Origin of the sequence: Rhodophyticola porphyridii (assembly GCF_003688285.1) — a bacterium.
GTDB lineage: Bacteria > Pseudomonadota > Alphaproteobacteria > Rhodobacterales > Rhodobacteraceae > Rhodophyticola > Rhodophyticola porphyridii.
The window spans coordinates 74,389-99,267 of the sequence record NZ_RCNT01000009.1 but is presented as its reverse complement, the minus strand read 5'-3'; the positions used below and the strand labels follow the sequence as shown (position 1 = coordinate 99,267).

At 63.2% G+C, this 24,879-nt stretch carries 27 protein-coding genes and 1 tRNA gene; 15 read left to right on the top strand and 13 right to left on the bottom strand.

Translation table 11 applies throughout. The features are described from left to right. On the top strand, window positions 1-516 hold the full coding sequence (locus tag D9R08_RS16380; protein ID WP_121899145.1) for a DUF2478 domain-containing protein: 516 nt from the start codon (window positions 1-3) through the stop codon (window positions 514-516). On the opposite strand, the gene hutU is transcribed toward D9R08_RS16380, so the two are convergent. From hutU to hutI, 4 genes are read right to left on the bottom strand one after another with little or no spacing between them, the layout of a single operon-like run. Then, window positions 513-2,177, bottom strand: coding sequence for a urocanate hydratase (gene hutU / locus D9R08_RS16375; RefSeq protein WP_121899144.1), 1,665 nt, complete (start codon window positions 2,175-2,177; stop codon window positions 513-515). The genes D9R08_RS16380 and hutU overlap by 4 nt on opposite strands. Before the next feature lie 5 nt (window positions 2,178-2,182). After that, complete coding sequence (gene hutG, locus D9R08_RS16370) at window positions 2,183-2,977, bottom strand: N-formylglutamate deformylase (protein WP_121899143.1); 795 nt, start codon at window positions 2,975-2,977, stop codon at window positions 2,183-2,185. Continuing rightward, window positions 2,974-4,515: a histidine ammonia-lyase gene (gene hutH / locus D9R08_RS16365; RefSeq protein WP_121899142.1), complete on the bottom strand. Its 1,542-nt coding sequence runs from the start codon at window positions 4,513-4,515 to the stop codon at window positions 2,974-2,976. The genes hutG and hutH overlap by 4 nt, the downstream gene beginning before the upstream one ends. After that, on the bottom strand, window positions 4,512-5,705 hold the full coding sequence (gene hutI / locus D9R08_RS16360) for an imidazolonepropionase (RefSeq protein WP_407690615.1): 1,194 nt from the start codon (window positions 5,703-5,705) through the stop codon (window positions 4,512-4,514). The genes hutH and hutI overlap by 4 nt, the downstream gene beginning before the upstream one ends. Window positions 5,706-5,787: 82 nt before the next feature. On the opposite strand from hutI, the gene D9R08_RS16355 reads away from it, so the two are divergent. The 4 genes from D9R08_RS16355 to hisH all read left to right on the top strand — a co-directional run bounded on the left by D9R08_RS16355 (window position 5,788) and on the right by hisH (window position 9,191). Next, window positions 5,788-7,152 carry a formimidoylglutamate deiminase gene (locus D9R08_RS16355; protein WP_121899140.1) on the top strand — a complete coding sequence of 455 codons (1,365 nt, stop codon included), beginning with the start codon at window positions 5,788-5,790 and terminating at the stop codon, window positions 7,150-7,152. 11 nt (window positions 7,153-7,163) lie between these two features. Beyond that, the gene (locus tag D9R08_RS16350; protein ID WP_121899139.1) at window positions 7,164-7,850 is read left to right on the top strand and encodes a GntR family transcriptional regulator; all 687 of its coding nucleotides are present in this window, start codon (window positions 7,164-7,166) and stop codon (window positions 7,848-7,850) included. A gap of 110 nt (window positions 7,851-7,960) precedes the next feature. Next, complete coding sequence (hisB, locus tag D9R08_RS16345; protein ID WP_121899138.1) at window positions 7,961-8,548, top strand: imidazoleglycerol-phosphate dehydratase HisB; 588 nt, start codon at window positions 7,961-7,963, stop codon at window positions 8,546-8,548. 4 nt (window positions 8,549-8,552) lie between these two features. Next, the gene (gene hisH / locus D9R08_RS16340) at window positions 8,553-9,191 is read left to right on the top strand and encodes an imidazole glycerol phosphate synthase subunit HisH (protein ID WP_121899137.1); all 639 of its coding nucleotides are present in this window, start codon (window positions 8,553-8,555) and stop codon (window positions 9,189-9,191) included. 107 nt (window positions 9,192-9,298) lie between these two features. Here hisH and D9R08_RS16335 read toward each other — a convergent pair whose 3' ends face one another. Continuing rightward, window positions 9,299-9,694, bottom strand: a complete 396-nt coding sequence (locus tag D9R08_RS16335; protein ID WP_121899226.1) for a DUF2147 domain-containing protein — start codon at window positions 9,692-9,694, stop codon at window positions 9,299-9,301. 149 nt (window positions 9,695-9,843) lie between these two features. Between D9R08_RS16335 and hisA the strand changes: the two genes are divergently transcribed. The 4 genes from hisA to D9R08_RS16315 all read left to right on the top strand — a co-directional run bounded on the left by hisA (window position 9,844) and on the right by D9R08_RS16315 (window position 12,165). Then, a complete protein-coding gene (gene hisA, locus D9R08_RS16330) occupies window positions 9,844-10,563 on the top strand; it encodes a 1-(5-phosphoribosyl)-5-[(5-phosphoribosylamino)methylideneamino]imidazole-4-carboxamide isomerase (protein WP_121899136.1) in 720 nt (239 codons plus the stop codon). A gap of 152 nt (window positions 10,564-10,715) precedes the next feature. Then, on the top strand, window positions 10,716-11,000 hold the full coding sequence (locus D9R08_RS16325) for a hypothetical protein (RefSeq protein WP_121899135.1): 285 nt from the start codon (window positions 10,716-10,718) through the stop codon (window positions 10,998-11,000). Between the two features lie 95 nt (window positions 11,001-11,095). Further along, window positions 11,096-11,857, top strand: a complete 762-nt coding sequence (hisF, locus tag D9R08_RS16320) for an imidazole glycerol phosphate synthase subunit HisF (RefSeq protein ID WP_121899134.1) — start codon at window positions 11,096-11,098, stop codon at window positions 11,855-11,857. Further along, window positions 11,854-12,165 carry a phosphoribosyl-ATP diphosphatase gene (locus tag D9R08_RS16315; protein WP_121899133.1) on the top strand — a complete coding sequence of 104 codons (312 nt, stop codon included), beginning with the start codon at window positions 11,854-11,856 and terminating at the stop codon, window positions 12,163-12,165. Before hisF ends, D9R08_RS16315 begins: the two co-directional genes overlap by 4 nt. Window positions 12,166-12,347: 182 nt before the next feature. Here the strand turns inward: D9R08_RS16315 and D9R08_RS16310 are convergent, their stop codons facing one another. The 4 genes from D9R08_RS16310 to rlmB all read right to left on the bottom strand — a co-directional run bounded on the left by D9R08_RS16310 (window position 12,348) and on the right by rlmB (window position 14,642). Next, the gene (locus D9R08_RS16310) at window positions 12,348-12,821 is read right to left on the bottom strand and encodes a CoA-binding protein (protein ID WP_199709402.1); all 474 of its coding nucleotides are present in this window, start codon (window positions 12,819-12,821) and stop codon (window positions 12,348-12,350) included. Window positions 12,822-12,994: 173 nt separating this feature from the next. Then, window positions 12,995-13,447: a YHS domain-containing (seleno)protein gene (locus D9R08_RS16305; RefSeq protein ID WP_121899132.1), complete on the bottom strand. Its 453-nt coding sequence runs from the start codon at window positions 13,445-13,447 to the stop codon at window positions 12,995-12,997. Window positions 13,448-13,558: 111 nt separating this feature from the next. Beyond that, a complete protein-coding gene (locus D9R08_RS16300; RefSeq protein ID WP_121899131.1) occupies window positions 13,559-13,858 on the bottom strand; it encodes a hypothetical protein in 300 nt (99 codons plus the stop codon). Window positions 13,859-13,862: 4 nt separating this feature from the next. After that, the gene (gene rlmB, locus D9R08_RS16295; RefSeq protein ID WP_121899130.1) at window positions 13,863-14,642 is read right to left on the bottom strand and encodes a 23S rRNA (guanosine(2251)-2'-O)-methyltransferase RlmB; all 780 of its coding nucleotides are present in this window, start codon (window positions 14,640-14,642) and stop codon (window positions 13,863-13,865) included. A 79-nt stretch (window positions 14,643-14,721) separates the two neighbouring features. On the opposite strand from rlmB, the gene D9R08_RS16290 reads away from it, so the two are divergent. From D9R08_RS16290 to D9R08_RS16285, 3 genes are all read left to right on the top strand, one after another. Then, window positions 14,722-15,081, top strand: a complete 360-nt coding sequence (locus D9R08_RS16290; protein ID WP_121899129.1) for a VOC family protein — start codon at window positions 14,722-14,724, stop codon at window positions 15,079-15,081. Between the two features lie 35 nt (window positions 15,082-15,116). Then, a tRNA-Tyr gene (locus tag D9R08_RS19170) sits at window positions 15,117-15,200 on the top strand. Between the two features lie 202 nt (window positions 15,201-15,402). Further along, a complete protein-coding gene (locus D9R08_RS16285; RefSeq protein WP_121899128.1) occupies window positions 15,403-17,145 on the top strand; it encodes a glycosyltransferase 61 family protein in 1,743 nt (580 codons plus the stop codon). A 459-nt stretch (window positions 17,146-17,604) separates the two neighbouring features. Here D9R08_RS16285 and D9R08_RS16280 read toward each other — a convergent pair whose 3' ends face one another. Beyond that, window positions 17,605-17,979: a hypothetical protein gene (locus D9R08_RS16280; RefSeq protein WP_121899127.1), complete on the bottom strand. Its 375-nt coding sequence runs from the start codon at window positions 17,977-17,979 to the stop codon at window positions 17,605-17,607. Between the two features lie 157 nt (window positions 17,980-18,136). Between D9R08_RS16280 and ppsA the strand changes: the two genes are divergently transcribed. After that, on the top strand, window positions 18,137-20,518 hold the full coding sequence (gene ppsA / locus D9R08_RS16275; RefSeq protein ID WP_121899126.1) for a phosphoenolpyruvate synthase: 2,382 nt from the start codon (window positions 18,137-18,139) through the stop codon (window positions 20,516-20,518). Window positions 20,519-20,604: 86 nt separating this feature from the next. Continuing rightward, window positions 20,605-21,597: a hypothetical protein gene (locus D9R08_RS16270; protein WP_121899125.1), complete on the top strand. Its 993-nt coding sequence runs from the start codon at window positions 20,605-20,607 to the stop codon at window positions 21,595-21,597. Here D9R08_RS16270 and D9R08_RS16265 read toward each other — a convergent pair. The 3 genes from D9R08_RS16265 to D9R08_RS16255 form a co-directional block, all read right to left on the bottom strand. Next, on the bottom strand, window positions 21,569-21,976 hold the full coding sequence (locus tag D9R08_RS16265) for a Rid family hydrolase (RefSeq protein ID WP_121899124.1): 408 nt from the start codon (window positions 21,974-21,976) through the stop codon (window positions 21,569-21,571). The genes D9R08_RS16270 and D9R08_RS16265 overlap by 29 nt on opposite strands. After that, on the bottom strand, window positions 21,973-23,238 hold the full coding sequence (gene clpX / locus D9R08_RS16260) for an ATP-dependent Clp protease ATP-binding subunit ClpX (protein ID WP_121899123.1): 1,266 nt from the start codon (window positions 23,236-23,238) through the stop codon (window positions 21,973-21,975). The genes D9R08_RS16265 and clpX overlap by 4 nt, the downstream gene beginning before the upstream one ends. Window positions 23,239-23,392: 154 nt before the next feature. After that, complete coding sequence (locus tag D9R08_RS16255) at window positions 23,393-24,022, bottom strand: ATP-dependent Clp protease proteolytic subunit (protein WP_121899122.1); 630 nt, start codon at window positions 24,020-24,022, stop codon at window positions 23,393-23,395. A 145-nt stretch (window positions 24,023-24,167) separates the two neighbouring features. On the opposite strand from D9R08_RS16255, the gene D9R08_RS16250 reads away from it, so the two are divergent. Next, a complete protein-coding gene (locus D9R08_RS16250) occupies window positions 24,168-24,836 on the top strand; it encodes a class I SAM-dependent methyltransferase (RefSeq protein ID WP_121899121.1) in 669 nt (222 codons plus the stop codon). Window positions 24,837-24,879: the final 43 nt, after the last annotated feature.

The following is a 24,879-nucleotide window of genomic DNA, read 5'->3' as shown; positions in this document are numbered from 1 at the left end:
ATGAACATCGCGTACACAATGGCCGCCGGGCGCGGCGACACCGACCTGCTGCTGGCAGGTGTGGCGGAAACGCTTCTGGCCCAAGGTCGAATGCCCTGCGGCACCGTCCAGATCAATACCGGGCGCAAGGGTGATCACCGCTGCGACATGGATGTACGTGTGCTGCCCGCGGGCCCGGTCATCCGTATCTCCCAGACCCTGGGGCGCGCGTCCCGGGGGTGCCGGCTGGACCCCGCGGCATTGGAAGCGGCGGTGGCGCAGGTGCAGGCCGATCTGGCCAAGGGAGCGGATCTGCTTGTCGTCAACAAGTTCGGCAAGCACGAGGCCGAGGGTCGCGGCTTTCGGCCCGTCATTGCCGACGCGCTTGCGCTTGGGCTGCCTGTACTGGTTGGCGTCAACCGTTTGAACAGGCAGGCCTTTCTCGATTTCACCGATGACCTTGCCGTACCACTCGACCCCGTGCAGGACACGATCCTGACCTGGATCGAGACCCACCTGCCCGCCAGGGCGGCCTAGAGGATACCGGGCAGCCGCAATCCGTTTTCGCGGGCGCAGTCCCGCGCTATATCATAGCCCGCGTCGGCGTGGCGCATGACGCCGGTGGCCGGATCGTTCCAGAGCACCCGGGCGATCCGCCGGTCCGCATCCGGCGATCCGTCGCAACAGATCACCATGCCGGAATGCTGGCTGAAGCCCATGCCCACGCCGCCGCCGTGATGCAGCGACACCCATGTCGCGCCCGAGGCGGTGTTCAGGAGCGCGTTGAGCAGCGGCCAGTCGCTGACAGCGTCCGAGCCATCCTTCATCGCCTCCGTCTCGCGATTGGGGGAGGCGACAGATCCGCTGTCCAGATGGTCACGTCCGATCACGACCGGCGCCGACAACTCGCCCGTTCGCACCATCTCGTTGAAGGCCAGCCCCAGCTTGTCGCGGACCCCCAGCCCGACCCAGCAAATCCGGGCCGGCAAACCCTGAAAACTGATCCGCTCCCGCGCCATGTCGAGCCAGTTGTGCAGATGCGGGTCGTCCACCAGCTCCTTCACCTTGGCGTCGGTCCTGTAGATATCCTCCGGATCGCCGGAGAGGGCACACCAGCGGAACGGGCCCACGCCGCGGCAAAACAGCGGGCGGATATAGGCCGGCACGAACCCCGGAAAGGCAAAGGCCGTCTCCAGCCCTTCTTCAAGAGCCACCTGTCTGATATTGTTCCCATAATCCAGCGTCGGCACACCTGCGTTCCAGAAATCGACCATGGCGGCGACATGGGTTTTCATGCTTGCCCGCGCCGCCCGCTCAACCGCTTTGGGGTCGCTTTCCTGCTGCGCGCGCCATTCTGCCACGCTCCAGCCCTGCGGCAGATACCCATGGATCGGGTCATGGGCGCTGGTCTGGTCGGTCACCATGTCGGGGCGCACATTCCGCCGTACCAGATCGGGAAACACATCCGCCGCGTTGCCGATCAGACCCACGGATCTTGCCTCTCCGGCTTTCGTCCACCGGGAAATCATCTCCAGCGCCTCGTCCAGCGAATGGGTTTTTCCGTCCAGATACCCCGTGCGCAAGCGGAAATCGGCACGGGTCTCGTCGCATTCCACGGCCAGACAGCAGGCCCCCGCCATGACGGCGGCCAGCGGCTGCGCGCCGCCCATCCCGCCAAGCCCCGCGGTCAGAATCCACCGACCGCTCAGGTCGCCGCCGTAATGCTGGCGCCCGGCCTCGACAAAGGTCTCGTAGGTGCCCTGCACAATACCCTGGGTGCCGATATAGATCCACGAGCCCGCCGTCATCTGGCCATACATAGCCAACCCGCGCTTATCGAGCTCGTTGAAATGGTCCCATGTCGCCCAATGCGGCACCAGATTGGAATTTGCGATCAGGACGCGGGGTGCATCGGCATGGGTCCGGAAAATGCCCACCGGCTTGCCCGACTGCACCAGCAGCGTCTGATCCTCCTCCAGCTCTTTCAGCGAGGCGACGATGGTATCGAAATCCTCCCATGTCCGCGCTGCGCGCCCGATCCCGCCATAAACGACAAGCTCATGCGGGTTCTCCGCCACATCCGGGTGCAGATTGTTCATCAGCATCCGCATCGGGGCTTCGGTCAGCCAGGATTTCGCGGTGATCTCCGGGCCTGTGGGCGGGTAGATGTCGCGCGTGTTGTGGCGGGAATTGGTCATCGGGGTCAGCTCCTGAGCCTAGGGGCCAGATCGGCCAGGGTTTCAAGGATGTCTTGCAGGACAGCGCGCAACCGGGCGGCCCGGTCCCGGTCGAAGATCCAGGGTGGCGCCTCCTCGGTCAGATAGGTCGATTGGGCCAGTTCCATCTGGATCGCATGAACGCCGTGCCGGGGCCGCCCGTAATGGCGCGTGGTCCAGCCACCTTTGAAGCGGCCATTCACCACGCTGGAATACCCCCCGGCGGATGCGCAGATGCCGGCCACCGCGGCCTCCACCTGCGGCGCCGCCGACACGCCGTCATAGGTCCCGATATTGAGATCCGGCAGGACACCCCTGAAAAGATGCGGAACGGTCGCGCGGATCGAGTGGCAATCGTACAGAATGGCCACCCCGTGGATCGCCTTTACCCGCCGGATCTCGGCCGCCAATGCGTCATGATAAGCGGCGTGGAACCGGGCAACGCGCCGGGCGATCTCCGGCTGGTCCGGCGGGCTGTCCCAAATCGCCTGCCCGTCGAAGTCCGTCAGCGGCACCAGCCCGGTGGTGTTCTGCCCGGGATAAAGGCTGCCGCCGGCCGGGTCACGATTTGGGTCGACGACATAACGGTGAAACACCGCGCGAACCGTTGTGACATCGGGTAGAAGGCCCCGATAAAGCTCATCGACATGCCAATCCGTATCCGACAGGGCGCGGCCACGGGGGTTCAGCGCATCGGCGACGCAATCGGGCAGCCAGGTTCCCGTATGCGGCATGCCCAGGATAACCGGTCCGCCGCCGCGAAGCACCTCGACCGGCGTCATTCCCGCCCCCGATCCGCATAGCCGGGCAGATCGGCCCCGTCGGCCAGTACCCCTTCGGCCACGAGGGCTGCGGCCCGGGCCAGATCATCGGCCAGATACCTGTCCTCGCCGATGGTCGGGATGACCGCACGGGTTTTCGCCATCACCGCCTGCAAAGCCGCGCTGGTCCGCAGGGGCGCGCGAAATTCGATGCCTTGTGCCGCGCAAATCAGTTCCACCCCGAGGATCGTGTTGAGATTGGCATTCATCCGGTCCAGCCGCCGCGCTGCATGGGCGGCCATGCTGACATGATCCTCCTGATTGGCGGAGGTCGGCGTGCTGTCGGTGGAACAGGGGTTCGCCAGATGCTTGTTCTCGCTCATCAGCGCGGCGGTGGTCACCTCGGCGATCATCAGGCCGGAATTCAACCCCGGCGCCGGCGTCAGGAACGCCGGCAGATCGAAGCTGAGCGTCGGGTCGACCATCAACGCGACACGCCGCTGCGCGATCGCGCCAATCTCTGCCAGCGCCAGCGCAATCTGATCCGCGGCCAGCGCCACGGGTTCGGCGTGGAAGTTTCCGCCCGACACGATCCGGCCCTGATCAAGCAGGATCAGTGGGTTGTCGGTCACGGCATTGGCTTCGATCTCCAGCGTTCGGCCCGCGAACCATAGCAGATCCAGCGCCGCGCCGGTGACCTGAGGCTGGCAGCGGATGCAGTACGGATCCTGCACCCGTGTGTCGCCGTCGCGATGGCTTTCGCGAATTTCCGAGCCCGCCATAAGCGCCCGCTGCGCCGCGGCCACCGCAATCTGCCCGGCATGGCCGCGCAGCGCGTGCAGCTCGGCCAGCATCGGCGCGGTGGAGCCCATGATCGCATCGGTCGAAAGAGCCCCCGTCACGATCGACGCCGCCGCATTGGTCCAGGCCTTGAACAGGCCGACAAGCGCGCAGGCCGTTGAAAACTGGGTGCCGTTGATCAGGGCAAGCCCTTCCTTCGCGCGCAGGGTCACGGGCCGCAGCCCCGCCGCAGTCAATGCCTTGGCGCCCGGCATCCGCGTCCCGTCGAAAACCGCCTCGCCGCTGCCGATCATCACGGCGGCCATATGCGCCAGCGGGGCCAGATCACCCGATGCCCCGACGGATCCCTGATCGGGGATCACCGGAATGACGCCCGCGTTCACCATATCGCGGATCAGAGCGATCGTGCTCCATGCCACACCCGATGCACCGCGGCCCAGAGACAACAGTTTCAGCACCATCATCAGCCGGGTTGTCGGCGCATCCAGCGGCGTGCCCACGCCGCAGCAGTGGGACAACACCAGATTGCGCTGCAATGTTGCGGTATCCTCGGGGGCGATCTTGATGCTGGCCAGTTTGCCGAAGCCGGTGTTGACGCCGTACACAGCCGCGTCGCCCTCGGCTGCCTGCTCGACCATTCTTGCGGCGGCCTCCACCGGGGCGCGGGCGGTTTCCGCGATATCCACCGCTTCGCGCCCACGCCAGATCCGTTCCAGATCGCCAAGGCCGACGGCGGAAGGTGTCAGAACCACGCTCACAGATTGCCCCCCACGATACGCCGGTGAAGCCGGTTGACCCCGATCCGGTAAGCCAGCTCTCCGGGGTTTTCCACATTCCAGACCGCCAGATCGGCCCGCATATCGGGCGCCAGAACGCCCATATCCGCGATGCCGAGCGCTCGGGCCGCGTTGCGGGTAACGCCGGCCAGCGCCTCCTCGGGGGTCAGCCGGAACAGGGTGCAGCCCATATTCATCGCCAGAAGCAGCGACACCATGGGCGACGAGCCCGGATTGGCATCCGTCGCGAGGGCCATCGGCACGCCATGATCGCGAAACATCTCCACCGGCGGGGTCTGCGTTTCACGCAACGTGTAAAACGCACCCGGCAGCAGCACCGCAACCGTGCCTGCCGCGGCCATTACCCGCGCATCTGCCTCAGTCGCGTATTCCAGATGGTCCGCCGACAGGGCCCCGTAGCGCGCGGCCAGCGCCGCGCCGCCTTGATGGGACAATTGCTCGGCGTGCAGCTTCACCGGCAGACCAAGCGCCTGCGCCCGGTCGAACACCCGCGCCATCTGGCCGCTGTCGAAGGCGATGCCTTCGCAAAACCCGTCGACCGCATCGACCAGCCCTTCGGCGGCCGCGGCCTCCAGCACCGGCAGGCAGACCTCGTCCAGATAGACATCCGCCCGGCCCTGATACTCCGCCGGGACCGCATGCGCGCCCAGATAGCTGGTGACGGTGCGGATCTCGCGCAGATCCGACAGCGCGCGTGCCGCCCGCAACATCCTCAACTCGGTCTCGCGATCCAGACCATATCCCGATTTCACCTCGACCACAGTCACACCCTCGGCAATCATCGCATCAAGGCGGGGCAGCGCATCGGCCAGCAAATCGTCCATGCTGGCGGCGCGGGTGGCGGCTACGGTGGACATGATGCCGCCGCCTGCCCTGGCCAGCTCGGCATAGCTTGCCCCGGTCAGCCGCATCTCGAACTCCCGCGCGCGATTGCCTGCAAAGACCAGATGGGTGTGGCAATCGATCAGGCCGGGCGTGACCAGCCGCCCGCCCAGGTCGTGCACCGGGCCGCCCCGATAGACCTCCGGTATCGCCTTCGCCGGGCCGACCCATTCGATCCGCCCGTTCGCGAGGGCCAGCGCGCCATCAGGGATCAGGCCGTAGGGCACATCGCCTGTCATGGTCGCCAGGGTCGCGCGCGTCAGCAGCATCCGCATTATCCGCCCTTGTTTTCGTCGACATCCTTGGCTTATTATGTCTGCACATAATATACTGTCAAGACAGGACACTGCCGTGACACAGATCTGGGCCGAACAGGCGCTGACACCGGAGGGCTGGCAAAACCACGTCACCGTCACGATTGCCGATAGCGGGGCGATCGCTGGCGTAAGGGCCGATACGCCGCCCGTCGGTACCCGTGTCGGTTGCCTGCTGCCGGCGCCCGTGAACGCGCATTCCCATGCATTTCAGCGGGCCATGGCCGGGTTGACCGAAGCGCGTGGCCCCGACCCGGCAGACAGTTTCTGGACATGGCGCAGGCTGATGTTCCGGTTTCTGGACCGGCTTGACCCCGATCAGGTGCAGGCAATCGCCGCCTTCGTACAGATGGAAATGCTGGAGGCCGGATATGCCACGAATGTGGAGTTTCACTACCTGCACCATCAGCCCGACGGGCACCCCTATCCGTTTCTGGGGGAAATGGCCTCCCGCATCGGGGCGGCGGCCGATCAAAGCGGGATCGGCCTGACGCTATTGCCGACCTTCTATCAGCATGGCGGCTGCGACCAGCGCCCGCTTGGACGCGGGCAAATCCGTTTCGGCAACGATCTTGACGGGTTCGCGGCCCTGCACGATTCCAGCCATCACGCAATGGCGACAGGGCCGGCGGACTGGCAGATGGGTGTGGCGCTGCACAGCCTTCGGGCTGTGGCGCGCGCGGATATTCCCTTTGCCTCGGGGCTGGGTGGCGGCGGGCCGATCCATATGCATCTGGCCGAACAGATCGCCGAGGTGGAGGAGGTCGAGTCCGAATGGGGCCAGCGGCCCGTGGAATGGGCGCTAGACCATCTGGATCTGGATGCCCGCTGGTCGCTGATCCACTGCACGCAGATGACACGCGCGGAAACCGCCGCTCTTGCCCGATCCGGAGCCAACGCCGTTCTGTGCCCGATCACTGAATCCAACCTGGGCGACGGCATTTTCGATTGCGTTCACTGGATGCAGAACGATGGCCGCCTCGCCATCGGGTCCGACAGCAACATCCGCATTGCCCTGGCCGAGGAATTGCGGGTTCTGGAGTATTCCCAACGCCTTCGCGACCGGTCCCGCGCGGCGTTGGCGACACCTGCGCACTCCACCGGCCGCCGGCTGTTCGATGCGATGCTGGCGGGCGGCGCAATAGCGGCGGGGCGCAAGACCGGGGCGCTTCGCAACGGGGACTGGGCCGATCTGATGGCGCTTGATCTGACCGCGCCGGATCTGGCCGGCCTTTCGGGGGACACGATCCTCGACAGCTACATCTTCGCTGGCGGCGATGGGCTGGTCAGCGACGTATGGTCCGCAGGTCGGCACATGGTGCGTGCGGGCCGGCATGTAGAGCGCGACCGGATCACCACGGCCTACATGCGGGCCATCAACGATCTGCGGGCCGCGTTGTGACAGGAACGGCGATGAATTCGTGGCAGGAGATCCATGACGAGGTGCTGCGCCGCATTCACACCCGACAGTGGAAACCGGGCGACCTGATCCCGAACGAGACCGATCTGGCCCAGGAATTCGGCTGTGCGCGGGCCACGGTCAACCGGGCCCTGCGCACCCTGGCGGAAACCGGGCTTCTGGACCGGCGCCGAAAGGCCGGCACGCGGGTCACTCTGCATCCGGTCGGCAAGGCAGTGATCGAGATCCCGCTGATCCGCCGGGACATCGAAGATCGGGGCGCCCGGTACGGCTATCGCCTGATCTCGCGGCAGATCGGCCCGGCGCCGGCCTCGATCCGCGCCGCTTTGCGGATCGAGACCGGCACGCCGCTTGTGCATCTGCTCGCGTGTCATCTCGCGGATGCGCGGCCATATCTGCTTGAGGATCGCTGGATCAATCCGGCCGTCGTGCTCGGGGCGGAGACCGCCGATTTCACCCGGATCAGCGCCAATGAATGGCTGTTGACCCATGCGCCCTACACCCATGGCAATCTGACCATCGCGGCGGAACCCCTGCCGCCACAAACCGCGGCCGCCTTGCAGGTGGCTGCGGGCGACGCCGGCCTTGTTCTGACCCGCACCACATGGGATCACGCATCGGCCGTGACCACCGTCCGGCTCAGCCACCGGCCCGGGCACCTCCTGCATTCCACGCTGTGAGGTGGATACTGTTCAAATTGCAACCTTTTCGCCATCAGCGAAGACCTGCCCCTAGGCAGCGCGTCCGTGCCCACCTATAACCGCGCCGACACCGCAACCGGAGGCGCAGGATGCGCAGCGCAAAGATCACTCGCAAGACGGCGGAAACCGATATCAGCGTCGAGATCAATCTCGACGGCAGCGGCGCCTATGACAATCAGACCGGCGTGGGTTTTTTCGATCACATGCTCGACCAGCTGGCGCGCCACGCGCTGATCGACATGAGCGTGCGCTGCGCGGGCGATCTGCATATCGACGACCACCACAGTGTGGAGGATGTCGGCATCGCCCTTGGTCAGGCGCTGACGCAGGCCCTTGGCGACAAACGCGGCATCCGGCGCTACGGCGCCTGCCTTCTGCCGATGGATGACGCGCTGGTTCGCGCGGCGCTCGATCTCTCCGGGCGTCCCTATCTGGTCTGGCATCTGGAAATGCCAACGTCCAGTATCGGCACCTTCGATACCGAACTCGTGCGTGAGTTCTTTCAGGCGCTGGCCACCCATGGCGGGATCACCCTGCATGTGGACGGCTTGCACGGGATCAACAGCCATCATATCGCGGAGGCTGCGTTCAAGGCGGTCGCCCGCGCGCTGCGTGAGGCTGTGGAGATTGACCCGCGCAAGGCCGATGCCGTGCCCTCCACAAAAGGCTCCCTGTGACCGGATGACCACCGTTCTGATCGATTACGACAGCGGCAATCTGCATTCGGCGGAGAAGGCGTTTCAGCGTATGGCGCGCGAGGGCGGTCATGCCCCGGTGATCGTCACGGACCGGCCCGAGGATGTGGCGGCCGCGTCGCGGATCGTGCTGCCCGGCGACGGGGCATTTCCGGCCTGCCGCCGTGGGTTGCAGGCGATCGACGGCCTGGAAGAGGCGATTGTCGAGGCGGTGGAGACCCGCGGCGTACCGTTCCTGGGCATCTGTGTGGGCATGCAGATGCTGGCCTCCTGGGGGCGCGAATACGAGGATGTGGCGGGGTTTGGCTGGGTGCCGGGCGAAGTTGTGCGAATTGCCCCCGCAGAGCCGGGGATGAAGGTGCCGCATATGGGCTGGAACGACCTGGTTATCGACCGCGCTCACCCGGTCCTGTCCGGGCTTGCAACGGGCGATCACGCCTATTTCGTGCATTCCTACCACATGCAGGTGGCCGCCGCGGAGGATCTTCTGGCCCATGTCGATTATGGCGGTCCGGTGACGGCGATCGTGGGGCGCGGCAACGTGGTCGGGACACAGTTTCACCCGGAAAAGAGCCAACGCGCGGGCTTGCGCCTGATTTCCAACTTTCTGGGCTGGACACCCTGACGGATTGCGCCCGGCTCCTGCAGAGCCGTGGCACATCCGCCAACCAACCTCTTTGTAGAGGGTAGCCTACCAGATCCGGAAGAGACGCCCCGAAGAAGGCCCCGACGTCAGTTCACCCGTTGCCAGCGTCCGCCTTCGCGGCACACGGCCCCGCCCATGACACAGCCCGATACGACCAGCTGATCACCGGAGAGCTGCAACCGTGAACGATAGGTGCGGTCGCGGTCTGGCGAATAGAGCCGTCCGCGATATTCGCCGCCGCCCTCGGGCACCGTATCCCAGATGATCTGGCGACCGACATTTTCCGAGGTCATCGTCGCACCCGAGGCATCAAAGGCCTCGATCAGCGTGCCGCAGAGCGCCGCACCGCATTGCTGGACCTGGATGATCCCGGTATTGCCATTGTCGTCCGGCGCCGTGCGCCAGTTGCCGATCAGATCGTCCGCATGCGCCACCCCGGCAAATGCAAGGCTCGCCACGGCGGCCAAAATCATATGTTTCATCATGGTCTCCTCCCGCAGACTGAAGCAATGTTGCTGCAAGTGCGGGCCTCAAGGCAAGCCTGACGTAAGGGGCACTTGCCGGGCCGGCTTGGCAATCGGCGATGTCTGGGCCAAAAGGTGCCGATCCCGACCCGTGAAAGGCCGCACAGATGATCCTCTACCCCGCGATTGACCTGAAGGATGGCCAGGCCGTGCGCCTGCTGAAGGGGGATATGGACAAGACGACGGTGTTCAATGACGACCCCGCGGCTCAGGCCCGGGCCTTTCAGGATGCCGGATGTCAGTGGCTGCATCTGGTCGATCTGAATGGCGCGTTCGAAGGCCAGCCCGTGAATGGTGCAGCGGTCGAGAAGATCCTTGCGGAAACCACGGTGCCCGCGCAACTGGGCGGCGGCATCCGGGATATGGCCACCATCGAGATGTGGCTCGCGCGCGGGATTGCGCGGGTGATACTGGGCACCGTGGCCGTGGAGGACCCCGATCTTGTACGCGCGGCGGCGAAAGCCTTCCCGGGGCAGGTCGCGGTCGGGCTCGATGCGCGCGAGGGCCGTGTGGCCACGCGGGGCTGGGCCGAGGAGACGGACCTGATGGTGACCGACCTGGCGCGCAGCTTCGAAGATGCGGGCGTGGCCGCGATCATCTATACCGACATAAACCGCGATGGCGCGATGCAGGGCCCGAATGTGGCGGCCACTGCCGATCTGGCGCGCGCCACCACGATCCCGGTGATCGCGTCGGGGGGGGTCTCCTCCCTCTCCGATCTGGTGGCGTTGCGGGATACGGGCGTTATCGCCGGCGCGATCTCGGGCCGCGCGCTCTATGACGGGGCGCTGGATCTTGCTGCGGCACTGGCGGCCCTGACGCGCTAGGCGGGGCGCACAGGCCCTCGGGGCCATCCGTGGCCTGTCTCGGGGGGGGGCGTGCCGATCCCTGCGGGCGCGACGCGCCGCATCCCGGTTGAACCTTTTCCCGGCCCGACCCGTCCTACCGGTAGCGTTCCACTTCGCGAAAGGACATTCAGATGCGCAAGCTGGCCCATATCCTGCTCAGCCTGCTGCTGATCGCTTGCCTGCTGCCGATTGCCGGGCCGTTCTGGGCCGAGGCCTTCGCCGCGCGCCACGGCTGCACTGTCCATGGCGGTTTTGCCACGTCCTGTATCGTGAACGGGGTGGATCGGGGGCCGGACCTGACCAAAGCGTTCAACGCGGCCTGGGTCCTGCTCCTGTCGCTGCCGGTGGCCATCGGTGCGGCCCTGGCGCTCACCTGGCTGGCGGTCTCCGGTCGCAGGCGGCCTCCGGGCCACTAGCGCGCCGTTTCATCGCGCTCCGTCTCCACGCGCCTCTGGCCTGTGCCGCGCTTTGGCCATAAAGAAAGCCGTGTCACTGACGGAAAGGCACCTTCATGCTGAAAACCCGGATCATTCCCTGCCTCGACGTGGCTGACGGGCGCGTGGTCAAGGGCGTGAACTTCGTCGATCTGGTCGATGCCGGCGACCCGGTGGAAAGTGCGCGGGCCTATGACGCGGCGGGGGCCGATGAGCTTTGCTTTCTCGACATCCACGCGACCCATGAAAACCGCGGCACGATGTATGATCTGGCGACCCGCACGGCGGAGCAATGTTTCATGCCCCTCACCATCGGCGGCGGGGTCCGCACGGTGGACGATGTGCGCGCGTTGCTGCTGGCCGGCGCGGACAAGGTGAGTTTCAATTCCGCCGCTGTCGCGGACCCCGACGTCGTGGCGCGCGCCGCGGACAGGTTCGGCTCCCAATGCATCGTCGTGGCGATTGACGCGAAAACCGTAGCACCCGGCACATGGGAGATCTTCACTCATGGCGGGCGCAAACCGACGGGCATCGACGCGGTCGAATTCGCCGTAACCGTTGCCGCGAAGGGCGCGGGCGAGATCCTGCTGACCTCGATGGATCGCGACGGTACACGGGCGGGCTTCAACCTGCCGCTGACCCGCGCCATCGCCGATGCGGTCCCGATCCCGGTGATCGCCTCGGGCGGGGTCGGCACACTGGATCATCTTGTCGAAGGGGTGACCGAGGGCCATGCCAGCGCCGTTCTGGCCGCATCGATCTTCCATTTCGGCGACCACACCATCGCCGAGGCCAAGGCCCACATGGCCAAAGCCGGCATTCCGATGAGGTTATCATGAGCGTACTGGACCGATTGGCCGAAACCGTCGCAGCCCGCAAACTGGCCGATCCCGAAAAAAGCTGGACCGCGCAGCTTCTGTCGAAGGGGCCTGAGGCCTGCGCCCGGAAATTTGGCGAGGAAGCGATCGAAGCGATCGTGGAGGCGGTGAAAGGCGACCGCGCAGCGCTGGCCAGCGAGGGGGCGGACGTCCTGTACCATTTTCTCGTGATGCTGGCGGCGTCGGACCTGACGCTGGCCGACGTGCTGGCCGAGCTTGAGCATCGGGAGGATCGCTCGGGCCTCGACGAAAAGGCCTCCCGGATCTGACATACCGCCCGGCCGGCGCATCACCAGACCTTGAAACGGCGCCAGCGCCTGCAAGTCTGCCCGGTTCATGGGTTCATGGGTCATGCCGATTGGGGGCGAAAACCCGCGGAGATCGCGCGGCGAACCCACCAATCCCGCTTGCAACGGAGCTGTCCGGCTGGTTCAGGAAGGAAACGCGCGGCTCAAAGTTTCGAACTGATGATACCGGTCGCGAATCCGCCCATCCGCAGTTCTCCGAACAAACGCTGGTACTCGATCTTGGGGCAGCGGTTCTGGATCACCTGAATACCCGCCGCCTCCGCCCGCGCAGCGGCCTCCGGATGGGTCACGCCGATCTGCATCCAGATGGTTTTCGGGCGCGACTCCATCGCCAGCGCGGCCTCGACAATGGCCGGAACCGCCTCGGGTCTGCGAAAGATATCCACCACATCCACCGGTTCGGCGATGTCGGAAAGGTTGGCCACGACATCTGCCCCGAACAACAGCTTGCCAAGCTGGCCCGGGTTCACCGGGATCACGCGATACCCCTTCAGCGACAGGTAGCGCGCCACGTAATGGCTTGGGCGCACCGGGTTCGGGGACACGCCGACACAGGCGAAGCTTTTGCTTTCCTTGAGGATTTTTCGCAGCAGGTCGTCAGATGGAATTTCGGTCATGGCCATGGACTAGCACATGAAAAAAGCGCCCGCAGCAAAAACGCAGCGGGCGCAAGTCACGGAACGAGGGACAGTGATGGACGGGCGGTGTTCCGAACCGCCGCGTCATAAGTTGTATTTAGGCAACGCTTGAAGCTTTTAAAGGCCAAGCACGTTTTTGTGATGGTGGAACTTCAACCAAGAATCGCGGGCCAGTTCGCCTCACCTGCGGCGATGACGCCCGGCAACTCGGCCAGCCAGAGCTCCCGCGCGCGCAGATTGGCGTTCAGATACAGGCGGTCCTCGTATACGGTCCAGGCCTCGGGAATGGTCGGTGCGAGATACCCGCGGGACGCCGCAAAGGCGCAATATCCGCCAAAAGCAGGAGCATAGCTTTCGGGGTCAGCCGCAAACATGTCGCGATTGGCCGCGCTGGAAAACTGCCAACGCGCGCCCATCCAGTCATGGCTGTGATCGGCCGTACCCGGCACGGGCGCATTCTGGGTGAAATACGCCACCGCATCCGCCCCGTCGATGGCAATGCCCCCTTCCGCGTAGATCGGGGGCTCGCCGGCCATGGCGGCGGGGGCCATGGCGATCAGTGGTGTGGCGGCGAAAAGGCGCAGAGTGGTCCGTCGGGTCAGCATGGGAAATGGCTCCGTTTGCTCGGTCAATGGGTATATCATCCCACTATGCCTGTCGGGTCCGGCGGCGAAATCCCCCCTGACGCAAGCGTGACCTGCCGTGTCCGGGCCGCTCTAGTCGAAGATATCCTCGACCAGATCGAACGCTTCCTCGAGCGCCTTCTTCCACATCGGCTTGCGGCGCTTGCGTTTCGTCTTCCGGCGGGGCGGACCGTGAACATACTCCACATAAGGTCCGGCTTGCGGAGGGCTGCGTTTGACCGCGGGGCTTTCGGTCTGTTTCAACGCTTTCATCTCGTGAAGCGGCGCCCCGCAGGACCCGCAGGCAAGTTCATGCCCGCCCCGCGCCGTCAGCTTCAGCATCGTGCGTGAACTGCAATAACAGCAGGTCGCGATCTTGGTTCCGTTGGGCATGGCGCTATCCTCTCGCCACTGCATATAGGGAGACGGCCGCCGCATTTGAAACATTCAGCGACCCGAAATCGCCAACCGCCGGGATGCGAACCAATTGGTCGCACAACTCCCGCGTCCTCTCCCTCAGACCCGGCCCCTCAGCGCCCAGAACCAGTGCGATGGGCCGGTCGCGGAACGTCGTCGCCGCGTCCCCGATCTCGACCTCGCCCGCGCCATCGAGCCCGAGCAGTACATATCCCAGCTTGCGCAGCTCCAGCATCGTGTCGCCCAGGTTCTTCACCCGCAGATAGGGCTGACGTTCCAATGCGCCCGAAGCGGTCTTGGCCAGGGCCCCGGTTTCGGGCGCCGAGTGGCGGGCCGGTGCGATCACCGCGCGCGCGCCGAACACCTCTGCGGAGCGCAGGATCGCCCCGACATTGTGAGGATCGGTTACCCGGTCGAGCAAAAGCAGCCGCGCGGCCCCGTCCCCCGACACCGCGATGTCCGACAGCGGCCCCCAGTCGAGCTGTTTCACCTCCAGCGCCGCGCCCTGATGAACCGAGCCCGGGTCCAGCGGGGCCGAGAACTTGCGCGGATCGGCCAAATCAGGCGTCACGCCGCTTGCCGCGATCGCCTCCGCCAGCTTGTCGGCGGCATTCTTGGTCACCACCAGCCGCAATTTGATCCGCGCCGGGTTTTCAAGCGCGTCGCGCACGGCATGCAAGCCGAAAAGCCATACCGTTTCCGCCGCCGCGGCCCGTCTCGCCTGCTCTTTCTCGATCACCCAGGTGGGTTTCTTGGCCATCCGCTCACCTCCGGCGCAGACCTTGCGTCGCGCCAAACGGGAGTGCAAGCTAAAGCGGCTCCCATGAAAGGGTCACCCCATGCTGTCGCTTGCGCTTCTGAAGATTCCGGTCACCAACCTGGACCGCGCCAAGGCGTTCTATTCCAAACTTTTCGAGGCGACCCCGGTCTTCCACAGCGCGGAATTCGGCTGGACCCAGTTCATGCTCGGAAGCCTTCCGGTCGCGCTTTATATCCCCGGCAAGGGCGGCGGCGCGGGCCTGCCGGGCCATGACCTTGATTTTCAGCTTTTCGCCCCTGACCTTCCGGCCCTGAAAGACCGTATAGATCAGGATGCAACCGATGCGGAGATCCATGAAAACGCCGATGGCAGCCAATCGCTGGAGTTTCGCGACCCCGACGGGAACGGCGTGAAGATCATGGCGCGAGTTGACCCTTGACGCCCCCGTCCCCGCCCGATATTTCGCGCAACGTTGGGCGACAGGCCGCAAGGTGTGGCAGGGGACTGTAACTCCCTCGCGGAGACGCACGCCTGGTTCGATTCCAGGGTCGCCCACCATCCCGCACTTTGGGGTTTGCCCCCCAACGCCTTGAAGCGAAAGGTGGTTGCGGCGGTTCGATAAATCGCTCGCTCTGCCCTTCCGGCGGCACACCGTTCATACAGTCGATACATGCGTTGAACGCCGGACCGAACGCACCTACAACCCTTGCAGATACGATTAGGCCCAGCAATTTCGTCTGAGTAGTGGGATGTGCGTTGTATGCAGATTATCGATGACGCAGTGATTGTGCCCAACGCAAGGGGTGACGGCGGTCTGGGGGTTTTGGATGCGGATGGACGTTTCGTCCCTGAAAGTACGATCTTTCGTGGAGACGTTGCTCTCTTTTCGCCGCCCGCTCCCATCGAGCCTGAAGAGCATATCGCCGGAACTCACCTTTTTGCCGGGATCATGTCTTGGCATTTCGGCCATTTCCTGGTCGAGAGCCTTTCCCGGCTTTGGCCGATTCACGCCCCACCCGAGTCGTTTGCCTCACTATTGTTCGTGCCAAAGGGGCCCGCTGATCGTGATCGAGTTGAAACAGGCTTTCAGGCGGAGTTTCTTGATATCCTGGCGCCAGGGATGCGCAGGCAGGTATTGACGCGACCCACACGTGTTGATCGCCTGATCGTGCCGGAGCAGGGTTTTGGCACCGGTGCGCTGGAAACGGGCACCCCCGAATTTCGCCTTTTCCTGCAAAGCCGGACTTGGCCCGAACCCGAAGCGAGCTCGCCAAAACGACTGTATGTCTCCCGTGCTGGGCTCAGCAAAACGAAGAAGGGGCGCATTCTAGGCGATGTCGCACTTGAGCAATATCTGTCCGATCGCGGGTTTCGAGTGCTGCGGCCAGAACGGATTAGCCTCACAGAGCAAATCAGCCTGTATAGAGGCGCCAAGCGCATCATCTTTGATGATGGTTCGGCTGTTCACTTGTTTGGCCTCGTCGCCCAACCCGGACAGGTTGCGGCCTCAATCCAGCGCCGTTTCAGAACTGGTTCCGTCGCCGTAGGTCAGCGCCAGCTTCGTGCAATGGCCGAGGTTGATTTGAAAGTGTTTGACGCGGTCGTACGTGAATGGCGGCCAGCAAAACTTAACCGCGCGACATCAAAGAGTCATGGGGAGCTAGACCCCAAGCATCTTTTTGAGGCGCTTCGAGGGTTTGGCGCAGCTTTGGAAGATGACACGCATGCCAGTCTTGACCTGCCATCTTCAAAATCAATCGCTCATGACATGAAAAGCCACGGCTACTTGCCAGTCAACCGTAGCGAACCACTGCGAAAACCGGCAGCCCTGGCGCATTACTGGGGCGTGGAAGTTCCGGCAGGTGCTCATCTCGATAGGAAAAAACTCAGATCGCTCCGCGATGGCTTTTATGAGCGCCAAGAGGTGAGAAGTGCGTTCGGGCACATTCGAAACAGCGACCGGTTGCTGGAACTTGGCGCGGGATCCGGAATCGTGGGAAGTGCGGTGGCTCTGAATTGCGATGTCGATGCACTTCTGAGTTTCGAAGCCAACTCGAATATGGTGCCGGTAGCCAGAAAACTTTATGCACGCAACGGCCTGGAGGAAAGGGCCGAAATCCGCCACGGTATTGTCGTGGCAGGCAGTGACGCGCCAGCCGAGATGGCGTTTGCCGTCGCTGAAGACTACCTCGGCTCAATGGTCGTGGATGACGGGAGAGCCGCGATCCCAGGAATGCGGCTTGAAACTGTGCCGACAGTGAGCTTTTCCAGGATTGTGGAAGAGTTTCGTCCAACTGCCCTCCTGATGGATATTGAGGGTGGGGAACTGACCTTGCTGGAGAACGCGGACCTGTCTTGCTTTCGGGTAGTGGTTGTCGAACTGCATCGAGACATTTGCGGGCGCGATGGAATGAAGAGATGCCGTGCAGCGTTGAGCAGAGCGGGTTTGCGTCCTGATCCCCTATACTGCCGTCGCGGAGTTGAGGCCTGGATACGCGATTGAACCCGATGCAGTGGCTTGGTCGCATCCCTTTGCTTTCCCGCCATACCGATCTTGGGCGGAAGTAAGAAACGTGCGAATGCTTTGCCGGAAGGCCTCACAGAGAGTGGCAGTTACAGGTCAAAGCTCCAAGGTTTGATCTTACAAGCCCGGGCGGCAGATTGTCGATTCCAGGTCGCCGCTTAGTGATCGTGCAGTCTGTCCGCACAAGTCTTTTCCGGTTGGCTTTATTCTGGCTGCGCACATAACGCTTCCGCGCTCCTGCAGACGCAACCGGATCACCGCGCGCCGAACCCGGCGATCACGGTCCATCGCACGTGATGCAGCAATCTCGCTCCTAGGGCGCGCCGTCTTCGACGCGCCGGCGATCCAGCTCCGGAGGACCTTTATCCCGATCGGCTGCCACTGGGCTATGCATCCGAAGCGGCAAGGCGCAACACCCGGCGCCGAGGCGCAGCGCGGTCAGACGGAGGGGGCGTGGGCGCCGCTTCTGATCAGCTTCAGCAAAGCCATGAGCAAGGCATGGCCGACGGTCGGGCCCAGCCCCACGCCGACGAACGCGTCGTTGTCGCGTGATGACGTTTCCCGCAGGGAGCAACGCCAATGCCCGTCCGGCTCGGTCGCCTTGCCGCGGAGAGAAATCGTCCAGCCCGGAAGACAGGTATCGACCAGATGCAGCGCCGCATCGGTGCCTGCGTGACCGTTGTGATCGATCTGGGCCGCCATGGGGAATTCTGCCGCGATTCCCGCCGAGACCTCCTCCAGCAGCGCTTCATCCACCGCGCCGGCCGTTTCAACACGGGCCAACAAGCTGTCTATCTGATCATTTCTGGTCATGCGCATCCTCGTCTTGCAAATCGGTCCGGATCAGCCCCGGGGCTCCGAATTTCTATCTGAATTCATTGCAGCTGAAATTGACACACCTCAATTCGCGTGTCTCCGCATCCGGCCATAGTACGCCGGACAGCACATTCAAAACGCCGAGGAGGGCGCAATGCAGACTGAACTCAAGACTGTGATCTGGTTCGAAACACTGTCCCGCGGAGATGTGGCACTGGTCGGAGGCAAGAACAGCTCCCTTGGCGAGATGGTGCAGCAGCTTGGCGCCAAGGGCATTCAGGTGCCGCCGGGATTTGCGACCACATCCGATGCCTTTCGCGAGTTCATCCGTGCCAATGAGCTGAACGCGCTGATCGCCGATACCATGGAGGATCTGGCTGCCCACAAGATCACCTTGCAGGAGGCCGGCTCCTCGATTCGCACCGCGATCGTCAAAGGCGACTGGCCCGAAGCGAGCCGCGCCGCGATTGTCGCGGCATATCACGAACTGTCGGAACGCTCCGGGCATTCGGACATTCCCGTTGCCGTCCGCTCCAGCGCCACGGCCGAGGACTTGCCGGACGCCAGTTTTGCCGGCCAGCAGGAAACCTTCCTGAACGTGCGCGGAGAAGCGGCGTTGCTGGCGGCGTGTTCTCGGTGCTATGCGTCGCTGTTTACCGACCGGGCGATCACGTATCGCCAGATCCAGGGTTTCGATCACAACCAGGTCGCGCTGTCGATCGGGGTGCAGCGCATGGTGCGCTCGGATATCGGCGGCTCCGGCGTGATGTTCTCGATCGATACGGAAACCGGCTTTGACAAGGTTGTGCTGATCAACGCGGCCTGGGGTCTTGGTGAAAACGTCGTTCAGGGCGCGGTCAACCCCGATGAATACATGGTCTACAAACCGCTTCTGAATCAACCCGATCTGGTGCCCATCGTTGAAAAGACACTGGGCGCGAAGGAAAAGAAGATGATCTATGCCGGGCGGACCGGCGGCGACATCAAGAACGTTCCGACATCCAGGGCGGAACGGGCCTCCTTCGTGTTGAATGACGCGGAAATCCTCGAACTCGGCCGTCAGGCCGCGACGATCGAAGACCACTACGGTCAGCCGATGGATATGGAATGGGCCAAGGATGGCGAGACGGGCGAGCTTTTCATTGTTCAGGCCCGTCCTGAAACGGTGCAGTCGCGCGCGGACACCGGTGCGATGAAATCTTATACAATAAAAGAGGCCGGGCCGGTCATTCTGAAAGGTCTGAGTGTCGGAGCGGCGGTTGCGGCGGGCCGGATTTGCCTGATCGAACATGCCAGCGACATCGACCGCTTCGTCGATGGCGCCATTCTTGTCACCTCCACGACCGATCCGGACTGGGTGCCGATCATGAAGCGCGCGGCGGCGATCATCACCGATCACGGCGGGCGGACATCGCATGCGGCGATCGTCAGCCGGGAACTGGGCTTGCCCGCCATCGTCGGTACGGGCATCGCAACCCACGTACTGCATGACGAACAGGAGGTGACGGTAGATTGCTCGGGCGGAGATGCGGGCCTGATCCATGCCGGCATCGCGGAGTATGAGGTGGAGGAGCTTCGTCTCGATCACGTGCCGGAGACCAGGACCCGGATCATGCTGAACCTCGCCAACCCGTCCGCCGCCTTCCGCTGGTGGCGGCTGCCGTCAGAGGGCGTGGGGCTCGCACGGATGGAGTTTGTGGTGAACAGCGCCGTTCAGGTCCACCCCATGGCGTTGGTGAACTACGACACTTTGCCCGATGACGAGGTAAAGGCGCAGATCGCGGAGTTGACGCAGGCCTACGACGCCAAGCCGGAGTTCTTTGTCGAGACACTGGCGCGTGGCCTGTCGCGGATATGCGCCGTCGCCTATCCGAAGCCAGTCATAATCCGGATGAGTGATTTCAAAACCAATGAATACGCTGAGCTCCTGGGCGGGCATGCGTTTGAGCCGAAGGAAGAAAACCCGATGATCGGCTTTCGTGGCGCCTCCCGCTACTACTCTCCACGGTATCGGGAAGGTTTTGCGCTGGAATGCCGGGCCATCAAGATGCTCCGCGAGACGATGGGTTTCGACAATGCCATCGTGATGATCCCGTTCTGCCGCACACCTGAGGAGGCCGACCGCGTGCTGGAGGTGATGGCCGAAAACGGGCTCGCCCGCGGTGAGAACGGTCTGCAGGTCTATGTCATGGGGGAGATCCCGTCCAATGTGATCCGCGCCGATGAATTTGCCGAACGGTTCGACGGGTTTTCCATCGGGTCCAATGACCTGACCCAGTTGACGCTTGGCATTGACCGCGACGGTGAGGAGCTGGCTGATCTGTTCCGGGAGGATGACCCCGCGGTGATCTGGATGATCAAAACGCTGATCGAACGCGCCCATGCCGCCGGAGCGAAGGTAGGACTTTGCGGTCAGGCGCCCAGCAACGACCCGGCCTTTGCCCGGCTGCTGGTGGAGGCGGGTATCGACACGATCTCGGTGACGCCGGACAGTTTCCTTGCGGTCAAAACACATGTCGCCGACGCGGAAAGCTGACGGTCGCGGATCTGCCGATCGGCGGTTGGAATGACACCTGCCGATCGGCTAGACTGCACTGATGCCATAACGGCCAGCGAGCGGACATGCCTTCAGACCAGCCCTTTAACGTTATCGTCGTCGCGCAAGCGGGCCGGCTGCAATACGAGGCTGCGCTTTTCGCGGCGTCCCTTCGCCAGTACAGCCCCGGCTTCAATGGCCGGCTTTTCGTGGCCGAACCGCAGCCGGGCCCGTTATGGCCGAGGGATCCGCGCATCAATGACGAGGCTGTGCGACAGCTGTTCAGGCGGCTCGATGTTGAGATACTGCCCTTCGAAAGCCGGCATTTCGGCGACAGCTATCCCCATGGCAACAAGATCGAGGCATTGGCCGCGCTGCCCGGGAGAGAGCCGTTTGTCTTTTTCGACACGGATACGCTGATCACAGGAGATCTCTCCGAAGTGCCGTTCGATTTCGGCAGACCTTCCGCCTCGCTCCGCCGGGAGGGGACATGGCCGCAGATCGAGCTGTATGGCCCCGGCTATACGCAGATCTGGAGGTCTCTCTACGAGAAATTCGGCCTCGACTTCGAAAGTTCTCTCGACCTGAGGGAGCCCAATGAGTACTGGCGACGGTACCTCTATTTCAACGCGGGCTTTTTCTATTATGAGTGTCCGCATGTATTCGGCGACCGCTTTCTGGAGTATGCGCTTGCCATCCGGGATGACCCGCCTCGCGAGTTGGTTTGCCAGTCACTCTGGCCCTGGCTCGATCAGGTGGCGCTGCCGCTTGTCATTCACGCGCTTGGCGGCGGACGCGATGCGCTGGAGCCGGGCTGGCTCGACGGCAGCACCAGCTGCCACTACCGGCTTCTGCCCCTTCTCTATGCGCGCGAGCCGCAATCCGTCATCGACGCGCTGGAGGACGTATCCGCCCCGAACTGGATCAAGAAGGTTCTGAAAGCCTACGAGCCGATGAAACGGATGATCTATCAGGGCAGGGGGCAGAAGGCGCGGGCGCTCTTCGACCGGGACAACCTGCCGCGCCGTGAACAGGCCATTCGCAACACGCTCAAGCGCGAGAATCTCTGGCTGCGCTGAACGGCGCCTGGCTCGGCAAAACAGCCGTCACCTCGATCTCGATGCGATCCGCAGGGTCGATCAGTTTGGCCTCGATGATCGAGGCTGCGGGGGGATGCGCACCAAAGGCGTCGCGCAGCAGCGGCACACAATCTTCGAACTCCCGGATATCGGTCAGGTAATAGACGACGCGCACCACATGCTGCAGGTCTGTTCCGGCGTCCCGAAGCGCCGCCTCGACGATCCGCAACGCGGAAGCACATTGCCCGACGATATCCGTCGGCATGTCGTCGCTATGGGCACAAGATCCGGCAACATAGACCGTCCCGCCGGCAACCACGGAACGGCAGTAAGAGAACCTGTCTTCGAAGGCGCTTCCTGATCGGATCCGCCGGATCATCCGGCGCTGGCCGGCTCTTCTTTCGAACGTTCCGCGTAGATCAGCAAAGGCTGCGCGTCGGAGGTCACCGCCTCCTCATTCACCACAACCTCTTCGACCCCGTCGGCGCCCGGCAGATCGAACATGGTATCAAGCAGAATATCCTCCATGATCGAACGCAGACCGCGTGCACCGGTCTTGCGGGCAATCGCGCGTTTCGCGATTGCGCCAAGGGCGTCATCGGTGAACTTCAGCTTGGCGTCTTCCAGTTCGAACAGCCGCTGATACTGCTTCACAAGGGCATTCTTGGGCTGTGTCAGGATTGTGATCAGCGCATCCTCGTCAAGATCGGTCAGTGTGGCGATGACCGGCAGACGGCCCACGAACTCCGGGATCAGCCCGAACTTCAGAAGGTCTTCGGGTTCCAGCTCTCCAAACATCTCTCCCACGCCGCGGGTGTCGTTCTCTTTCACATCGGCGCCGAACCCGATGGCGGAGCCCTTGCCGCGTTGGGCGATGATCTTTTCAAGGCCCGCGAAGGCCCCGCCGCAGATGAACAGGATGTTGGTCGTGTCGACCTGCAGGAATTCCTGCTGCGGGTGTTTACGACCACCCTGTGGCGGAACGGAGGCCACTGTGCCTTCCATGATCTTCAGAAGCGCCTGCTGGACACCCTCGCCCGAGACGTCGCGGGTGATCGACGGGTTGTCGGACTTGCGGGTAATCTTGTCGACCTCGTCGATGTACACGATACCACGCTGCGCCCGGTCCACATTGTATTCGGAGGCCTGCAACAGCTTCAGGATGATGTTCTCCACATCCTCGCCCACATAGCCCGCTTCGGTCAGCGTGGTCGCATCGGCCATGGTGAAGGGAACGTCCAGAATGCGGGCCAGCGTCTGCGCCAGAAGCGTCTTGCCACAGCCGGTAGGCCCGATCAGCAGGATGTTCGATTTGGCCAGTTCAATATCAGTTTTGCCAGCATGGTTGAGGCGCTTGTAGTGGTTGTGCACCGCGACCGACAAAACCCGTTTCGCATGGCTTTGCCCGATCACATAGTCATCGAGGACTTCGCAAATCTCCTTCGGGCTTGGCACGCCATCGGTGGCTTTCAATCCCGCCGATTTCGTCTCTTCCCGGATGATATCCATGCAAAGCTCGACGCATTCATCGCAGATGAAGACGGTTGGCCCCGCAATCAGCTTGCGCACCTCGTGCTGGCTCTTGCCGCAAAACGAACAGTAAAGCGTGTTCTTCGAGTCATTGCCGGAGGAATTCGCCATGTCATCTACCTCAACGGGTTGTGTCCGGAGGCCCGCCCAAACCCGGATATGGGTCCTGTCTGGGATGCCGTTCCCAGCAGCCTAGAACAGCCCCCCGGCAGCCACAACGCCAAAATGTCAGCCGCGGGGCTCACCCCGCGGCATTGTGATATTATCAACTCTTTGCGTCGTCGGTGGGACGATTTTCAAGAATTTCGTCGATATGGCCCCAGGCTTTGGCCTCTTCGGGAGACATGAACTTGTCGCGCTCAAGCGTGGCCTCGACGTCTTTCAGAGCGTTTCCCGTATGTTTGACATAGATGGCATTGATCTGATCCTTGATCTTCTGAGTCTCGGCGGCGTGGATCATGATGTCGGTAGCCTGACCCTGATAACCGCCCGAAGGCTGGTGCACCATAATCCGCGCGTTGGGCAGGGCGAACCGCATCCCGGCCTCCCCGGCGACGGACAGGATCGATCCCATCGACGCCGCCTGGCCGACAACAAGGGTCGACACCTTGGGCTTGATGTACTGCATCGTGTCGTAGATCGACAAACCCGAGGTCACCACCCCGCCGGGGGAGTTGATGTACATCGAGATTTCCTTGGACGGGTTCTCCGCCTCCAGATGCAGAAGCTGCGCCACCACCAGTTGGCTCATCCCGTCATGGACCGGGCCATTGACGAAGATGATCCGCTCTTTCAGGAGCCGCGAGAAGATGTCATAGGCGCGTTCGCCCCGGCTGGTCTGTTCGACCACCATGGGCACGAGGTTGTTCTGGAAATAGTCTACGGGGTCTTGCATCGGGTCCTGCCTGTCTGATCTCGGAGATGTCTTATGTGCTTACGGTTAAGAGAGTCTTAGTTGTGGGCCACCTGGGCTTCAAGAGGCGCCTGGTTGACACGACTTCCGGCTTGGGAAAAAAGGCACCCGAGTTTGGAGGGCCGCCATGGTTCGCGCATCGTCTCAGACACTTGGATCGGAATGCAGCGCGAATGAACGCCAGGCCTTGGCCGATCTGTTGCGGGAAAACACACTTTCCGCCGCCCATCTGGAGATCGGCACCGCCGCGGGCGGCACGTTGAAGGAACTGATCAACTGCTATCCTGAGCCTGCGACCAGACCGGATTTCTACGTGATCGATCCATTCACCTACTATCCGGATCAGTTTGACAAGGTGGTCAGGAACCTGCGGTCCGCGGGCATCGACCCCGGGACGGTCACCTTCTGGGAAGGCACCACCCATACCTATCTCACGACGGCGCGCCGCGATGGTATCCGCTTCGATTTCGTCTTCATCGACGGGGACCACCGGCACTACCCTGTTATGGTCGATCTCCAATGGGCCGATCTGGTCAATCCCGGTGGGTTCATCTGCCTCCACGACCGGTTCGAGAAGTTTCCGGGGGTGGGATGGGCAATCGACGATGTCCTTTCCAGAAACCCGGAATACGAACTGGTTACCCAGGTCGACACGCTGGCCATTCTGAAAAAGACACGCCCCACCACCGTCCCCGCCGTCAGATATCGCGATCTGATCCGCGCGAAGTTGCGGCAACGCTTGTTCAAACACGCACGCAGCATTCGCAAGCGAGTTGGCCGGAATCGCGCTGCCTGAACCCGCATAGCCCGCGGGCGGGTGCATCACATATGCCATTTGC

Coding starts and splice junctions, on each gene's coding strand:
- D9R08_RS16380 (WP_121899145.1), top strand. CDS start 1: ATGAACATCGCGTACACAATGGCCGCCGGGCGCGGCGACACCGACCTG.
- hutU (WP_121899144.1), bottom strand. CDS start 2,177: ATGACCAATTCCCGCCACAACACGCGCGACATCTACCCGCCCACAGGC.
- hutG (WP_121899143.1), bottom strand. CDS start 2,977: ATGACGCCGGTCGAGGTGCTTCGCGGCGGCGGACCGGTTATCCTGGGC.
- hutI (WP_407690615.1), bottom strand. CDS start 5,705: ATGCTGCTGACGCGCGCGACCCTGGCGACCATGACAGGCGATGTGCCC.
- D9R08_RS16350 (WP_121899139.1), top strand. CDS start 7,164: ATGAATTCGTGGCAGGAGATCCATGACGAGGTGCTGCGCCGCATTCAC.
- hisB (WP_121899138.1), top strand. CDS start 7,961: ATGCGCAGCGCAAAGATCACTCGCAAGACGGCGGAAACCGATATCAGC.
- hisH (WP_121899137.1), top strand. CDS start 8,553: ATGACCACCGTTCTGATCGATTACGACAGCGGCAATCTGCATTCGGCG.
- D9R08_RS16335 (WP_121899226.1), bottom strand. CDS start 9,694: ATGAAACATATGATTTTGGCCGCCGTGGCGAGCCTTGCATTTGCCGGG.
- hisA (WP_121899136.1), top strand. CDS start 9,844: ATGATCCTCTACCCCGCGATTGACCTGAAGGATGGCCAGGCCGTGCGC.
- D9R08_RS16325 (WP_121899135.1), top strand. CDS start 10,716: ATGCGCAAGCTGGCCCATATCCTGCTCAGCCTGCTGCTGATCGCTTGC.
- hisF (WP_121899134.1), top strand. CDS start 11,096: ATGCTGAAAACCCGGATCATTCCCTGCCTCGACGTGGCTGACGGGCGC.
- D9R08_RS16315 (WP_121899133.1), top strand. CDS start 11,854: ATGAGCGTACTGGACCGATTGGCCGAAACCGTCGCAGCCCGCAAACTG.
- D9R08_RS16310 (WP_199709402.1), bottom strand. CDS start 12,821: ATGACCGAAATTCCATCTGACGACCTGCTGCGAAAAATCCTCAAGGAA.
- D9R08_RS16305 (WP_121899132.1), bottom strand. CDS start 13,447: ATGCTGACCCGACGGACCACTCTGCGCCTTTTCGCCGCCACACCACTG.
- D9R08_RS16300 (WP_121899131.1), bottom strand. CDS start 13,858: ATGCCCAACGGAACCAAGATCGCGACCTGCTGTTATTGCAGTTCACGC.
- rlmB (WP_121899130.1), bottom strand. CDS start 14,642: ATGGCCAAGAAACCCACCTGGGTGATCGAGAAAGAGCAGGCGAGACGG.
- D9R08_RS16290 (WP_121899129.1), top strand. CDS start 14,722: ATGCTGTCGCTTGCGCTTCTGAAGATTCCGGTCACCAACCTGGACCGC.
- D9R08_RS16285 (WP_121899128.1), top strand. CDS start 15,403: ATGCAGATTATCGATGACGCAGTGATTGTGCCCAACGCAAGGGGTGAC.
- D9R08_RS16280 (WP_121899127.1), bottom strand. CDS start 17,979: ATGACCAGAAATGATCAGATAGACAGCTTGTTGGCCCGTGTTGAAACG.
- ppsA (WP_121899126.1), top strand. CDS start 18,137: ATGCAGACTGAACTCAAGACTGTGATCTGGTTCGAAACACTGTCCCGC.
- D9R08_RS16270 (WP_121899125.1), top strand. CDS start 20,605: ATGCCTTCAGACCAGCCCTTTAACGTTATCGTCGTCGCGCAAGCGGGC.
- D9R08_RS16265 (WP_121899124.1), bottom strand. CDS start 21,976: ATGATCCGGCGGATCCGATCAGGAAGCGCCTTCGAAGACAGGTTCTCT.
- clpX (WP_121899123.1), bottom strand. CDS start 23,238: ATGGCGAATTCCTCCGGCAATGACTCGAAGAACACGCTTTACTGTTCG.
- D9R08_RS16255 (WP_121899122.1), bottom strand. CDS start 24,022: ATGCAAGACCCCGTAGACTATTTCCAGAACAACCTCGTGCCCATGGTG.
- D9R08_RS16250 (WP_121899121.1), top strand. CDS start 24,168: ATGGTTCGCGCATCGTCTCAGACACTTGGATCGGAATGCAGCGCGAAT.